This window comes from Gordonia sp. L191 (assembly GCF_030077625.1).
GTDB lineage: Bacteria > Actinomycetota > Actinomycetes > Mycobacteriales > Mycobacteriaceae > Gordonia > Gordonia polyisoprenivorans_A.
Genome location: NZ_CP125996.1, coordinates 5,707,479 through 5,722,327 on the forward strand (window position 1 = coordinate 5,707,479; position 14,849 = coordinate 5,722,327).

The window sequence follows — 14,849 nt, forward strand, 5'->3', positions numbered from 1 at the left end:
GGAGAGGGCATCTGCCATCGGGGGAGGCCTCGACCATTGGGGAGAAGGCGGGAGTTCACCGACGCGTCGCTGCGTCGCCACGCCATGGTGGGCTGTGCGCCCGACGCCACGCGTACGTCTACTCCTATGAAGCTCACCGTGATCGGATGTGGTTACCTCGGCGCGACGCACGCGGCCTGCATGGCCGAACTCGGGCATGACGTCCTCGGGGTCGACGTCGACGCCGAGAAGGTCGCCCGCCTGCGCGCCGGTGAGGTGCCGTTCTTCGAGCCCGGACTCTCCGACATCTTGCGCCGCAACATCGCCGCCGGCCGCCTCGAGTTCTCGACGTCGATGCAGGCGGCCGCCGACCACGGCGACGTGCACTTCGTCGGCGTGGGCACCCCGCAGCAGGCGCGCGGGTACGGCGCCGATACCTCGCATGTCTTCTCGGCGGTGGAAACGCTCGCCGGGCTCGTGCGTGGGGAGCACCTGATCATCGGGAAATCGACTGTCCCGGTGGGTACCTCGGCCGAGCTCGCCGAGAAGATCGCGGCGATCACAGGCGACCTCGCCGACGTCGAACTGGCCTGGAGTCCGGAGTTCCTGCGTGAGGGATTCGCCGTCGAGGACACCCTGCGTCCCGATCGTATCGTCGTCGGCACCGATCCGGCGCACGATCCGTCGTCGAGTGCCGCCGTTGCGGTGATCGGCGAGGTGTATCGCGAGATCCTCGACACCGGCGTCCCCATGGTCACCACTGATTGGGCCACTGCGGAATTGGTGAAGACCTCCGCGAATGCCTTTCTGGCGACCAAGATCTCGTTCATCAATGCCGTCAGCGAATTGTGTGAGGTCGTCGGCGCCGATGTCTCGGCCCTGGCCGACGCCATCGGCTACGACAACCGGATCGGTCGACGATTCCTCAACGCCGGCTTGGGTTTCGGCGGTGGTTGCCTCCCTAAGGACATCCGCGCGTTCATGGCACGCGCCGAGGAGCTCGGTGCCGGACGCACCTTGCGCTTCCTGCACGAGGTCGACGCGATCAACATGCGCAGGCGCGCAGCGATGGTCGATCTGATCGAGGACGCCTGCCCCGGTGATCTCATCGGTGCCAACATCGCGATCCTCGGCGCCGCATTCAAACCCGAGAGCGACGACGTCCGTGATTCGCCTGCTCTCTCGGTGGCGGGCCAACTCGCGTTGCGGGGTGCGTCGGTGACGGTCTTCGACCCGAAGGCCTCCGACAACGCGCGTCGCATGTACCCGATGCTGCACTTCGCCGACACTGCGCGCGCCGCGGCCGTCGACGCCGACGTCCTCGCACTGGCCACCGAATGGGCCGAATTCGTCCACATGAGCCCTGATGAGTTCGACGGCGTCGTCGCGCAACGCGTCATCGTCGACGGCCGCCGATGCCTCGCGGCGGCGCAGTGGCGGGCGGCCGGTTGGGAGTATCGAGCCCTTGGCGGCGAGGTCCGCCGACCATCGCCGGTGACCGCATCGGCGGGGGTCGCCGGTCCCGCCGACCGTATGACCGCCCTCGCATCGGTCCGGTCACGACGCGGTCACATGCTAACTTGACAATCGATGGGCGCAGGGGGGGCGTCCGGGCGACCGGGATTCATCCCGGTTCGACCGGGGTAATCGGTCGACGAGTGCAGCGCCCCCGACGACCGCAGGAATGTCACCCACGATGATCGAACAGTCACACACCGCAACCCGCGTGATCGACGCGGCTCTCACCGAGCCGGTCCGGCAGCGGGTCTCCACCCTCGGCGCGCATGTCGCCGCGGTCGTGGACCTTGACGTCACCGGAGCGGTGATCGTGGTCGCCGACACCGTCGATGACCAGGTACTTCTGGCCGCACCCCCGCTGCACGACATCACGCCGCGCGAGCTCGACCGCGCACTCGCCGACCACCTTGTTGCGGTCGGCCGGGTCAACCGCCCCACCGATGACGAGTGGCGCGACGAACTCCGCAAACTGGCCGGCCGGGCCCGCACCCGGCTCGCGGCGTCGGGCGGCGCGTTCATCATGGGCGAGCGGCAGGTCCGACTGTTCCGCGTGACGCGACGCGACGTCGAGGTGGCCACCGCCGCGTTGGTCGCCGACCTTGCGGCGCACCTCGACGACGTGCTCGCCCAGGCCGGGGCAGCCGAGGCGCCCGTCGTGCTCACCACCACCCACACGCAGTGGCCCGGATTGCCCGCGATGCTCGCCGACGCCCGCCGCAAGCCGGTCATCGTCGTCGACGACGAGGCGAGCCTGCACACGCCGACCCATGGCGTGACACCGACGCCGTCCGGCGATTTCCTGACTCCCGGCCCGGTCAGTGGTGACGTCGTCAGCGTCGTGGAGCCCGCACCGATCGCCGCAGGGCTTGCCACCGAGCCACCTGCCGCCGAGCCGCCTGCCGCTGAGTCGACTGCCCCAGGGGCGCCCGCCGAGCCGTCCACGCCGGAGGTCGCCGACGCCGTCACCGAGGAGATCCTCACGGTGACCGACAAGATTCCGGTACTACACGGCAGCGATCATCCCCACCGCGACGATCCACTTCTCGAGGATTCCCTCTTCGACGACCACGACGCGCTTGTCGGTTCGGAACTTCACCCGGCAGATCGCCGGTGGTATTCGCGTCCGCGGTGGCTGCTCGGTGGTGCGGTCGCCGGGGTGCTGCTCGTCTTCGGGGCCGCGATGGCCGTGTCGTCCGCTGGTAGCTCGCCCGCACCGTCGCCCCCCGCGGCCGCGGTCTCGACGACCACCGAGCAGGCCGCCGCGACGTCGTCGACGCCTACCTCGCCGGCACAGTTCGCCGACCCGTCCGATCTGGTGCAGGCGCGTCAACCCGCGGTCGTCTACACGACGCCGCCGCCTCCGCCGCCGGTCCAGACCAACTCGCGCACCCCCAACAACCCGCCGCGTCGGGCTCAGCCGCGACCCGCGCCCCGGCTGACCATCCCGATCCCCGGTCGCCCGCCCATCGTCATCCCGTGAGGCGCGCGAGCTCGGCGAGTTCTGCGCTCTCAGGTCAGTCGGCGAGCTCGGGATCCTGGCCGGATTCGCGTGCGGCGTCGAGGTAATCGGCGAGCTGGCGTGCCATGTCCCGGTCGAGTGCGCGGTCGAGCGCGTTGTGCGCCGAAACCTGGCCGGAGCGACGGAGTTCGGTGAGGAGCCGGGTGGTCTTCTCGGACTCCTCGGCAGTCTGCGGAATCCACCCGTCGGCGTGCCCCAGCGTCACCTGGCGCCGGCCCGCGGAGATGAGGGTGTTCGCAGCGGCATCCATCGCGCGATCGAGTTCGGCGTGGACGTCGAGGATGTGGCTCAGCGTGAGACCGAGTGCGACGAGACGGCCGTAGCCGGCGACGGTTTCGGGGTCGAGGATCACGTACCCCTGGGGATCGGGATCGTCGGAATCGGGGCGGATGAGGCCGAACTCGGTGAGTCGCGCGATGTTGTCGGGGTCGGTGGTGTGCAGCATCTCCGCGAGTTCGGTGGCGCTCACCGTCGCCGATTGCGTCGTCGACCACCGTTCGGAGACCACCTCGCGCAACCCGAGGACGTCGGCGAGGTCGTCGCCGCGCTGCACCCCGGTGAGGAATTCGCCGATGTGGCGGATCGTGAAACCACGCTTGAGCAGGTCGTTGATCACCTTCAGGCGCTTGAGGTGGGCATCGGTGTAGATGGCGATGCGCCCGCGTCGGAGCGGTCGCGGGAGCAGGCCCCGATCCTGATACCCGCGCACATTCCGGGTGGTCGTCCCGGCCGCGCGCGCCAGGTCGTCAATCCGGTATTCGGTCACGATTGCACATTCTCTCAGATGGGCCTCGACGTTCGGCCAGGTCGGCGAACTGCGAGAGTTCAGGGACGCAGTCCGCGTGCGATCAGTGCAATCACTGCGGCGTAGTTCTGTGCGGAGTCGATGAACGGTGGGCCCGAGTCCGCCAACTCGAGGCTGACCGCGCCGTGGACGCACGACCACACCTGCATGGCCAACCCCAGCGGGTCGCCCTCTCGGATCACCCCGGCGACCTGGCCGTATCGAATGACGTCGGCGAGTGCGTCGAAGGCCGACCGGGCGGCGTCGGTCGACGGATCGCAGTCCGCGGAGAACATCAGCGCGTAGAGCATCGGGTAGTCCAGGGCGAACTGCCGGTAGGCCCGCCCGCTGTGGGCCAATCGCTCGGTGGCGTCGGCCTCGGTGGTGGCAACCACCCGACCCAACTCGACGAAGGCATCGCTGACCAGGGCGTCGAGTAACCCTTCTTTGCCGTCGAAGTGGTTGTACACCCCCATCGGCGCGACTCCCGCGGCCTTCGCGACCGCCCGCACGGTGAGGCCGTTGACCCCGTCGGTCTCGAGGATGCGACGCCCGGCGCGGATCAGATTGGCGCGAACCTCGGTGGCAGGGGTGCGGCGCTGGGGTGAGGAAGTGCGCGTCGAAGGACCGGGCGTCGAGGGACTGGCCATGTTTGACAACCTACTAGAACAGTGTTCTTCTTGGGTAGAACAACGTGCTACAACAATGGATCGTCGTCACAGAACTCCTCTGGCCGTTTTCCGAAAGGACGTGTGATGCGGACTCGTTGGTGGGCGCTGGGCGCCCTGTGCTTCGCCGAACTACTCGTGATGATCGACAACACGATCGTCAATGTCGCGCTGCCGACCATGTCGCGCGATCTCGACGCCGGCATCTCCGGACTGCAATGGATCGTCGACGCCTACACCCTCGTGTTTGCCGGCCTCCTCGTCACCGGCGGATATCTCGGTGACCGCTACGGGCATCGCCGGATGCTGCTTTTCGGCATCGCCGGATTCGTCGCCGTCTCGGCGCTCGCGGCCGAGTCGCAGACCCTGGGACAGCTGATCAGCGCCCGTGGCGGGCTGGGACTCTTTGCCGCACTGGTCTTTCCGGCGACCCTTGCCCTCATCACCACGATCTTCGCGGAGGGGCGCGAACGTGCTGCGGCCGTGGGGGTCTGGGCGGCGACGTCGGGCGTGGCGGTCGCGATCGGCCCGGTACTTGGTGGGTGGCTGCTCGAGCACTTCAGTTGGTCGTCGGTGTTCTGGGTGAACCTGCCGATGGGCGTGATCGCGTCGGTCGCCATCCTCGCCGTCGTACCCGGAACACGTCCGACGACGGTGTCCCGCTTCGACATCGGCGGTCTGCTGCTCTCGATCGTCGGCCTCGGCCTGCTGGTCTACTCGCTGATCGAGGGCCCGCACTTCGGATGGGGCGATCCGCGCACCGTCGGCGGTCTCGCCGCTGCCGTGGTGGTGATCGGCCTGTTCATCTGGCGCCAACTCGTCATCGAACACCCGATTCTCGACGTCCGGCTCTTCGCCAATCGCCACTTCGCCACCGCCGCGGGCATGGTCAGCGTCGCATTCTTCGCGCTGTTCGGATTCATCTTCCTCATCACCCAGTTCTTCCAGGCGGTCAAGGGATACGGCCCGCTCGACGCCGGCGTGCGCACACTGCCGTTCGCGGTGGTGATGGCCGTCTTCTCGCCGGTCGCGATGACGCTGGCGCATCGCTTCTCGCCGCGGCCGGTGGTGGTGGCCGGAGCGCTACTGATGGCCGGAGGCTTCGCCCTGGTCGAATTCTCCACGCGCACTTCGGGTTATTGGGAACTGATCATCTGGTCGATGTCGCTGATGGCCATGGGATTGGCGTTCATCTCCGGCCCGTGTACCCAACTGATCATGGATGCGCTCAAGCCCGAACAAGCCGGTGCGGGCAGTGCCGTCAACGACACCACGCGGGAAGTCGGCGGCACGCTGGGGGTTGCGGTGCTCGGGTCGGTGCTCACCTCGGTGTACACCTCGGGGGTCGGGGACAAGCTTGCCGCACTCGGAGTTCCCCACGCGGCGGGCGCCATCGCCGAACAGTCGGTGATGGCCGGTGTCGAGGTCGCCGGGCGGGCGCCGGGCGCCGCGGCCGACGCCATGCGCGCGGCCGTGCAAGACGTCTTCGTCGACGGGCTGCACTCGGCGGTGTGGGTCGCGGTGGCCATCACCGCGGCCGCGGCAGTGGCCGCAGCAGCGCTGTTACGGGGAGCGCCGCGTGGTGTGATGCGCTCCGCGGATTCCATTGCTGCCGAAAGTGATACCGCCGACGACGTGTTGGTCAGAGATCGAGCGTGAGGTGATCGCCCTGGGCGCGTGAGACGCAGGTCAGGATCTGGCCTGCGGCGCGCTCGGGCTCGGTGAGGATGTTGTCGCGATGGTCGATCGCCCCGGCGAGGGTCCCGAGTTTGCAGGTTCCGCAGAAGCCCTGTCGACACGAGTACGGCACCGACGGGATCTCGCGCTGCACAGCAGACAGTAGTGATTCGGTTGCACCGACCGTGATCTCGGCGCCGGTGGAGGCGATGGTCGCGGTGAACTCGCGGCCGTTCTCCACCGGTGGCGGGGTGAATCGCTCATAGTGCAACTCGATGTCGGGGCGGTCGGCCAGATGTCGGCGCAGACTCTCCAGCATCGGCACCGGACCGCAGCAGTACACCGCGAGACCCGATGGGGCACGACCGGTCTCGGGGTCGACGTCACCGAGGAGCGCCTCCATCGACGGCAGTCCGTCGGCGTCGTCGGTGCGGATGGTCACCTTGTCGCCGAAGCGTGCGACCTCGTCACGGAACGGGATCGACTCGGGGGAGCGGCCGGTGTAGATCATCGACCAGTCCAGACCGAAGCGTTCGGCGGCGGCGAGCATCGGCAGGATCGGAGTGATGCCGATGCCCGCGGCGATGAACCGCAGCTTGGTCGCCGCGGAGCCGTGACCCGGAAGAGAGATCGGAAATGCGTTGCGCGGGCCCTTGATCGAGAGGAGATCGCCGACCTTCAGCGTGTCGTGCACTTCGATCGATCCGCCGCCGCCGTCGGGGATACGGCGCACGGCGATGCGATACGTGTACTGATCGGCGGGATCGCCGCACAGCGAATACTCACGCATCCGGCCCGAGGGCAACAGCAGATCCAGGTGTGCTCCGGCGTGCCAGCGCTGCAGCAGTCCGCCGTCGGGGTCGGCAAAGGTCAGCGCGACGACGTTCTCGTCCTCGGCGACCACCTCACGGCCGACGATGCGCACCACGGTGATGCCGTTGTCGGCGACGGTGTCGTGCAGCGGCGACAACGGCCGCCACAGTGGCCACCAGATCTTCGAGATGGCCGTGCCGACGGTCAGCAACGGGTCGTGGCGCCAGCGCCCGTAGAGATGCGGTGGCGGAGAGGTCAACGTCGTCGTGTGGGGATGTGCGCGCTGGTTCATTTCGTTGCGGCTCCTCAGCTCGCGTTCCGGGCCGCCGGTGAGGCCGCCAGATAGGCGACGGCCTGTGCGGTGGAACCGATTTCGTTGGGGTGGAACCCCGGACGGAAGTAGCTGAAGGTCGAGAAGACGATCTTCCACATCTTCGGCAGGACCCCGGCCCGGACGCCGCGGAAGTAGTGGTACTCGCGCTGGAAGAAGTTGTAGTCGATCGTCGGGTCGGACTTCATGATGAACCGGAACCCACGATTGACGAGTAGAAGCAAGACCGGCAGTGCCACCAACATGGCCCGCCCGCGACGCAGGTAGCTGTCGCCGAAATACACCGCGACCTCGTGAGCGACTGCCCGATGTTCGACCTCTTCCGCGCCATGCCAGGTGAACAGATCTGTCATCGCCGGGTCGGCGCCGTGCTCGACCCAGGTGTTGTTGAGCGCGAAGTCACCGAGGATGGCGGTGTAGTGCTCAAGCGCGGCGATCAGCCACAAACGTTCGATGAGGTGCTTCTGGCGTGCCGCCGGAGTGGCTTTCTCCAGTGGCCCCAACAACTTCCGGAAGATCCACTCCATCTGCCGACAGAACGGGCGCGGATCGATGCCGTGGTGGTCGAGGAACTCCCACAGCACGTGGTCGTGGGCCTCGGCATGCATGGCCTCCTGGCCGATGAATCCGCGCATCGTCGCCGCGAGTTCGTCGTCGCGCACCAGTGGCAGTGCCTCGTTGTAGGTCTGGACGAACCATCGTTCTCCCTCTGGGAGAAGGAGATTGAGCACGCTGATGAAGTTCGACGCGACCGGGTGTCCGGGAATCCAGTGCAGTGGTGTCTGCGTCCAGTCGAAAGCAACGTTGCGGGCGTGCAGTTCGACGGGGCCCGGGTCGGACCCGTCGGCGTCGGCGGGCTCGCGGGAGTCGTTGATGGAATGGGCGTGGGCAGGCATGGTCGTTCCTTTCACGGGCGCGTCGCGCCGACGTCCTGACGTCGGGCGATGACACGCGAGATCCACGGGGTGAAACGGTAGATGCGATAACCGATCCGGGCTTCGGGGGCCACCGGTACCACGGCCTTGTCGGCGCGGATCGCCGCGACGATCTGTGCGGCGACCTCGTCCGGGGCCGGTGCGTCGCTGACGGCGGGGCAGATGGTGCTGACGCCGATGTGATGCTCGGCGAGCTCTGCGCGCAACGATTCGCCGTAGAGCAACACCCCGGCCTTGGCTGCGGCGAAGATGCCCAGCCCCCGTTGCGGGGTGAAGGCCGCCGCGGACGCGAGATTGACGATGTGGCCGCCGGTTCCGCGTGTCACCATCTGCCGGCCGAACTCGCGGCACCCGGTGAGCACACCGCGCAGGTCGATCTCCAACAACCGATCGACCTGTTCGTCGGTGGCATCGAGCGACGATCCGGACAGGCTGGTCGCGGCGTTGTTCACCACGATGTCGGGGATCCCGTGCTCACGCTCGACGTCCTTCGCGAACTCGATGAAGGCGTCGGTGTCGGCGACGTCGAGGTGATACACCGCTGTGGCCGAACCGCTTTCCTTGCACAGGCGGGCGGTCTCCTCGGCGCCTGCGGTGTCGACATCGGCGAGGACGACGTCACATCCGAGTTCGGCGAGGGCCCGTGCCGTTTCGCGACCGATATCGCTGCCCGCTCCGGTGATCACCGCGAGCCGGCCCGTGAACGCCTGGCCGGGACCGAAACGTCGTGTTCGCGTGAAGCTCTCGGGGACGAGACGATCACCGTCGAGGGTGGCGAGGAGGTTGCGCACATTCTCGGCGATGTAGGCGGGGTGCGTCGAGGGCAGCCAATGCCCGGTCGCGCCGTCGCGGCGCCACAGCCGGGTGACGTAGCGGTGGGTGGTCGAGAATGTCGCCGGACGGATCGCGAAGTCGCGGGTGTTGAGCAGTTCGAGAACCGGTACCGCGACCGTGCGCGGTGACGGGAACAGCAGGCGCCGACCGATGTTGGCACGGTAATACCGGACCCCGGAGTTCATGTCGCGGCGCAGCGTCGCGGCGGTGGTGATCGCGTCGCGCGGTGTGCCGTCCATCAGGTGCAGGAACTCACGCCACACCCGGGGGGAGCCGAGAACTCCGAGGAACAGTCGAGGCAGCAGCGGCAGATGGAACAGGCCGATGTAGGTGGAACTGACCATCTGCGAGATGGAGGTGCCCAGATTGCGTGGCGTCGGGTGAGTGATGTTGTGGCGCAACAACGCTCCGACATGGTCGAGGCTCGGTCCGGAGATGGAGGTGAACGACGCGATCTGCGTTGCGGCGCCGCTGCGCGAGACCGCCTCCCAACTCTGGATGGACCCCCAGTCGTGCGCGACGACGTGGACCTTGCCGCCCGGGTTGACCGCGGCAGCCACGGCGAACAGATCGTCGGCGAGATTCTCGATCCGATACGCCGACACCGGCAGCGGGCGATCGCTGTCACCCATGCCGCGGGTGTCATAGGCGAAGACCCGTGCGTGACGGGCCAGATGGGCGGCGACGCCGTCCCACACCACGTGGGTATCCGGCCAGCCGTGCACGAGAAGGATCGTCGGCGCATCGTCGGCGGTGGCCGTGCCGTCGTCGGCGACCGCCTCGAACAGTGCGAGGTTCACCCCTGCGCTGTTGACGTTTCTGCGCCGCTTCCAACTCACCATCGACTCCTCGATCCCCTGGATGGGAGTACACGTTACCAACGGTTACAGGAATAGCCAATGGGCAGGCTCTGCATACGAGAACACCGACGTCCGAGGCTCCGACGTCGGTGTGTCGGTACCTGTGACTGCGGGTTGCTACTGGCGGTACGAGGAGAGGAAATTGCCGATCCGCTCGATCGCCTCGCCGAGCTCACGTGCCCACGGCAGGGTGACGATCCGGAAGTGGTTGTGGTCGTCGAGGTTGAAGCCGGTGCCCTGCACCACGAGGATCTTCTCCTGCAGCAGTAGATCCTGGACGAACAGCTCGTCGTTGTGGATCTCGTGGATCTCGGGGTCGAGATGCGGGAAGGCATACAGCGCGCCGCTGGGTTTGACGCAGCTGACGCCGGGGATCTGATTGAGCTTCTCCCAGGTGACGTTGCGCTGCTCGAACAGGCGCCCGCCGGGCTCGACGAGGGCGTCGATGCTCTGATACCCGCCGAGGGCCACCTGAATCGCGTGCTGGCCGGGCACGTTGGAACACAAGCGCGTCGAGGCGAGGATGCCGAGGCCCTCGATAAAGCCCTGCGCATGCTCCTTCGGGCCGGTGAGGACCACCCAGCCGGCGCGATAACCACACACGCGGTAGGCCTTGGAAAGTCCATTGAAGGTGAGGCACAACAGATCCGGGGCCAGTGAGGCGATGTTGGTGTGGGCGGCGTCGTCGTAGAGGATCTTGTCGTAGATCTCGTCGGCGAGGATCAGCAGCGAATGCCTGCGCGCGATGTCGGCGAGCTTCTCGAGCACCTCGCGTGAGTAGACCGCGCCCGTCGGGTTGTTCGGATTGATGATCACCAGTGCCTTGGTGCGGTCGGTGATCTTGGCCTCGACATCCTCGATGTCGGGGTTCCAGCCGTTGCTCTCGTCGCACCGATAATGCACTGGCTGACCGCCGGACAGTGCGGTCATCGCGGTCCAGAGCGGATAGTCCGGTGCGGGAATGAGGACCTCGTCGCCGTCGTTGAGCAGTGCCTGCATCGTCATCGTGATCAGCTCGGAGACACCGTTGCCGAGGATCACGTCGTCGACGTCGAAGTACGGGAAGTCGGGGATGAGCTCGTAGCGCGTCACGACGGCCCGCCGGGCGGACAGCACGCCCGCGGACTCGGAGTACCCCTGGGAGTAGGGCAGGGCGTGGATCATGTCGCGCATGATGACGTCGGGGGCCTCGAAGCCGAACAGTGCCGGGTTGCCGATGTTGAGCTTCATGATCCGGTGGCCCTCGGCCTCCAACCGGGCCGCGTGCGCGTGCACCGGCCCCCTGATCTCGTAGCACACGTTCTGCAGCTTCAGGGACTGCTCGAGCGGCTTGAGGTTCTGGTTCAGGTGGGATACGTAAGGCCTACTCACGGGTTCAATTGTCGCAGCCGCAGGCAAATCGATTTCTCGGGGTTGCTGAGTGCGCCGACAGCGCTCTTCCTTTCGCCGACAGCGCCCTCTGTTTCGCCGACGGCGCTCCTCATGGCGTCGACAGCGCCCTTCGACGAGCCGAAAGCAACGAGCCCGTCCGGAATCAACCGGGCGGGCTCGTTGCGAGCGGAGCTTTCAGGCGTCGATCGTCACGACCGGTGACCGGGTCGCTTCTTGCCCGCGGCCAATCCGAAGCCCTTGGCCTTCGACGCACCGACCTCGCCGATCGTCCGATCGTCCGATGTAGAGCCGTTCGACGCCGATCCGTTGGACGACGCCGGAGGGGTTTCGTCCTCGGCAGGCGCCGTCGGCTCCTCAGCGGGCGCTGTCGACGTCTCTTCGGGCGCTGTCGCGGGTGCGGCGGGTGCGGCGGGTGCGGCGGCAGTCTTCGCTCCGGGGCGTTTCTTGCCTGCGGCCATGCCAAAGCCCTTGGCCTTGGCGGTGCTCGCCTGCGTGACTGCATTCGCCGTGCCGGCCGACTCCGTGTCGGCGGTCGCCGCGGCGTCGGGCGCGGACTCGGCGTCGTCCACCTGGTTTTCCGCGGGGGCGGTCACTCCGGCGTCGGCAGCGGCCGCATTCGGTTGCGCGGGGGACTTTGCGGCGCCCCCGGGCTTCTTCATGGGCTTCTTGCCGCCACTCATCGCAAAGCCCTTGGCGGCCGCCTTCTTCGGGGCACCGCCGGTTTCACCGGACTCGGTGGCGGCGTCGGCGACGGCGGCCGACGACTCCTGCTCGGCCGGTGCGGGTGCCGCAGACTTCGCGGCGGCGCCGGGCTTCTTGCCGCCCTTCATGCCGAATCCCTTGGCGGCGGGCTTCTTTTCGGCAGCTGCGGTCTCGGTTGAGCCGGTCTCGGTTGAGCCGGCGTCGGCAGCGGGCGCCGGGGCGGAGCTCGCGGCGGCACCCGGCTTCTTGCCGCCCTTCATGCCGAATCCCTTGGCGGCGGGCTTCTTCTCGGCGGCTGCGGCCTCGCCCGAGGCGGTCTCACCCGAATCCGCTGGAGCGGCCTTGGCGGCGCCGGGCTTCTTGCCGCCCTTCATGCCGAGGCCGACCTTCGGCTTCGGCTTGGCCTCGGTCGTGGCACCCGCAGATGCGGCGGCCGCGGCAGGAGCCTTCTCCTCCTCGGGTTCGGGCTCCGGCTCCGGTGCGGGCTTGGGAATCGGACCGAGGAAACGTCCACCCCGCTTGACCTCGGGGGCCCCACGCGTGACCGACTCCAGCAGCAACTGCGCGACGTCGACGACCTCGACCTTGCCCTCGTTCTCGGTGCCCGAGGTCCGGGCGGTCACACCGTCGGTGAGCATCACGCGGCAGAACGGGCAACCGGTGGCGACCTTCTGCGGGACGTCGCCGCCGATCTTGTCGCCGAGGGTGTCGAGTGCCTCGTCGACCCGATCGATGTTGATGCGCTTGCCGATCTGCTCTTCCATCCACATGCGGGCGCCACCGGCGCCGCAGCACATGGATCGTTCGCCGTGTCGCGGCATCTCTCGCAGGTTCGACCCGGAGGCCGCCATCAGCTCGCGCGGGGCGTCGTAGACCTTGTTGTGGCGACCGAGATAGCAGGGGTCGTGATAGGTCACGCCCTCACCCAGCGGTGCGACGGGGACCAGACGCTTCTCCCGAACCAGGCGGTTCAGCAGCTGCGTGTGGTGGACGACCTCGTACTTTGCGCCCAGCTGCGGGTACTCGTTGCCCAGCGCGTTGAAGCAGTGCGCACAGGTGACGACGATCTTCTTGCGCTGCTGCGGAGCGGTCGCGAAGACCTCGTTCATCATCTCGATGTTCTGCTGCGCCAACATCTGGAACAGGAACTCGTTGCCCGCGCGGCGAGCCGAGTCACCCGTACAGGTCTCGCCCTCGCCGAGGACCAGGAAGTTCACCGCGGCGATGTCGAGCAGCTCGGCGACGGCCTTGGTGGTCTTCTTCGCGCGGTCCTCATAGGCGCCGGCGCAACCCACCCAGAACAGGTACTCGAAGCCCTCGAACGATTCGACGTCCTGGCCGAACACCGGGATCTCGATGTCCATCTCGTCGATCCAGTTGGTGCGCGCCGAGGAGTTCTGGCCCCACGGGTTGCCCTTGTTCTCCAGGTTCTTGAACATGCCCGCGAGCTCGGTCGGGAAGTCCGACTCGATGAGCACCTGGTAGCGGCGCATGTCGATGATGTGGTCGACGTGCTCGATGTCGACCGGGCACTGCTCGACGCACGCTCCGCAGGTGGTGCAGCTCCACAGGGTTTCGGTGTCGATGACCGCACCGAGTTCACCGTCGATCGCCCCGGTGCCGGCCGATTCGCCGACCAGCTTGCGGGCGGCCTCGGCGCGCGCGGCCTCGGGGATCTTGGCGAGCTTGGCCTCGTCGGGATTGCCGTCGGCGTCGACGAGACCCACCTCGTCGCCACCCATGTCGGTGCGCCCACCGGCGATCAGGTAGGGCGCCTTGGCCTGCGCGTGGTCGCGCAGCGACATGATGAGCAGCTTGGGGCTCAACGGTTTTCCGGTGTTCCATGCCGGGCACTGGCTCTGGCAACGGCCACACTCGGTACACGTGGTGAAGTCCAGCCACGCCTTCCAGGAGAAGTCCTCGGCCTTGCCGGCGCCGAAGGCGTCGACGTCGGGGTCGGCGGTCTCCATGTCGAGGACCTTGCCCGCCGACATCATCGGCTTGGCCGCACCCAGTGCGACACCGCCGTCGGCCTCGCGCTTGAGATAGATGTTGAAAAACGCGGCAAAGCGGTGCCAGGCCACACCCCAGTCGATGTTGGAGCCCACCACGGCCAGCCAGATCATGCCGCTCATCAGCTTGATGACCGCGGCACCGGTGACCCAGTACTCCGAGGACCCTTCGAAGAGCTGGGCGAAGTAGTGGGTGAAGAAGGAGGTCCAGATGGGCGGATTCTCGAGGCCGGCCGAGATCTTGAAGGTCTTGACGAAGACCATGCCCAGACCCTCGAGCAGCACCACCCACTCGACGAAGTACGCGGCACCGAAGCGGGAGCCGGAGAAGCGCGACAGGCGCTCGGGTACCCGCGGGTGATTGAGCTGGCGGATGATCATCAACACGGTGATGCCGATGACGGTGCCGAGGCCGAGGACCTCGTCGGCGAAGATGTAGATGTTCCAGGCGCCGATGATCGGCCAGTGAAAGTGCGGGTCGAAGATCTGCCCGTAGGCCTCGAACCAGAAGATCGCGCCGATGAGGAAGCCGAACATCACCAGCCAGTGCGCCCAGCCGACCGTTCGGAATTTCACCATCCGGGTGTGGCCGACGAACTCTTTGAGCATCGTCCACAGTCGCGGGAGGATCGGGAAGTAGCGTGAACTGTCGACGCGCTGGCCCTGTGCGATGGCGCGGACCATTGTCCACACGCCTCGCAGGAACAACGCCCAGCAGAACAGGCTGATGACCGCGGCAATCGTGCCGATGGTGATCGTCGTGGCATTCACGGCGTCACGGCCCCTCTCTGGTTGTCTAGAGACCTTCCGGCGCGGGCTGACGTG

Annotated in this window: 10 protein-coding genes; 3 read left to right on the forward strand and 7 right to left on the reverse strand. The window is 67.3% G+C overall.

The window, feature by feature from the left end:
* The first annotated feature begins 126 nt into the window (after positions 1-126).
* Together QNM97_RS25765 and QNM97_RS25770 are read left to right on the forward strand one after the other, a co-directional pair.
* Positions 127-1,563 carry a UDP-glucose dehydrogenase family protein gene (locus QNM97_RS25765; protein WP_283820911.1) on the forward strand — a complete coding sequence of 479 codons (1,437 nt, stop codon included), beginning with the start codon at positions 127-129 and terminating at the stop codon, positions 1,561-1,563.
* A 112-nt stretch (positions 1,564-1,675) separates the two neighbouring features.
* Positions 1,676-2,977, forward strand: a complete 1,302-nt coding sequence (locus tag QNM97_RS25770; protein WP_283820912.1) for a hypothetical protein — start codon at positions 1,676-1,678, stop codon at positions 2,975-2,977.
* Positions 2,978-3,011: 34 nt separating this feature from the next.
* On the opposite strand, the gene QNM97_RS25775 is transcribed toward QNM97_RS25770, so the two are convergent.
* Positions 3,012-3,782 (reverse strand): MerR family transcriptional regulator, encoded by a 771-nt coding sequence (locus tag QNM97_RS25775; RefSeq protein ID WP_208793092.1) that lies wholly within the window; start codon positions 3,780-3,782, stop codon positions 3,012-3,014.
* Positions 3,783-3,841: 59 nt separating this feature from the next.
* On the reverse strand, positions 3,842-4,450 hold the full coding sequence (locus tag QNM97_RS25780; RefSeq protein WP_283820913.1) for a TetR/AcrR family transcriptional regulator: 609 nt from the start codon (positions 4,448-4,450) through the stop codon (positions 3,842-3,844).
* Between the two features lie 105 nt (positions 4,451-4,555).
* On the opposite strand from QNM97_RS25780, the gene QNM97_RS25785 reads away from it, so the two are divergent.
* On the forward strand, positions 4,556-6,127 hold the full coding sequence (locus QNM97_RS25785; protein ID WP_283820914.1) for an MFS transporter: 1,572 nt from the start codon (positions 4,556-4,558) through the stop codon (positions 6,125-6,127).
* Here the strand turns inward: QNM97_RS25785 and QNM97_RS25790 are convergent.
* From QNM97_RS25790 to QNM97_RS25810, 5 genes are all read right to left on the reverse strand, one after another.
* Positions 6,111-7,250 (reverse strand): PDR/VanB family oxidoreductase, encoded by a 1,140-nt coding sequence (locus tag QNM97_RS25790; protein ID WP_283820915.1) that lies wholly within the window; start codon positions 7,248-7,250, stop codon positions 6,111-6,113. The genes QNM97_RS25785 and QNM97_RS25790 overlap by 17 nt on opposite strands.
* Before the next feature lie 14 nt (positions 7,251-7,264).
* On the reverse strand, positions 7,265-8,185 hold the full coding sequence (locus QNM97_RS25795) for a metal-dependent hydrolase (RefSeq protein ID WP_123931526.1): 921 nt from the start codon (positions 8,183-8,185) through the stop codon (positions 7,265-7,267).
* A gap of 11 nt (positions 8,186-8,196) precedes the next feature.
* Positions 8,197-9,900 (reverse strand): SDR family oxidoreductase, encoded by a 1,704-nt coding sequence (locus tag QNM97_RS25800; RefSeq protein WP_283820916.1) that lies wholly within the window; start codon positions 9,898-9,900, stop codon positions 8,197-8,199.
* A gap of 135 nt (positions 9,901-10,035) precedes the next feature.
* Positions 10,036-11,289: a pyridoxal phosphate-dependent aminotransferase gene (locus QNM97_RS25805; RefSeq protein ID WP_283820917.1), complete on the reverse strand. Its 1,254-nt coding sequence runs from the start codon at positions 11,287-11,289 to the stop codon at positions 10,036-10,038.
* Positions 11,290-11,498: 209 nt separating this feature from the next.
* Positions 11,499-14,795, reverse strand: a complete 3,297-nt coding sequence (locus QNM97_RS25810) for a heterodisulfide reductase-related iron-sulfur binding cluster (protein ID WP_283820918.1) — start codon at positions 14,793-14,795, stop codon at positions 11,499-11,501.
* Between the last annotated feature and the right edge of the window lie 54 nt (positions 14,796-14,849).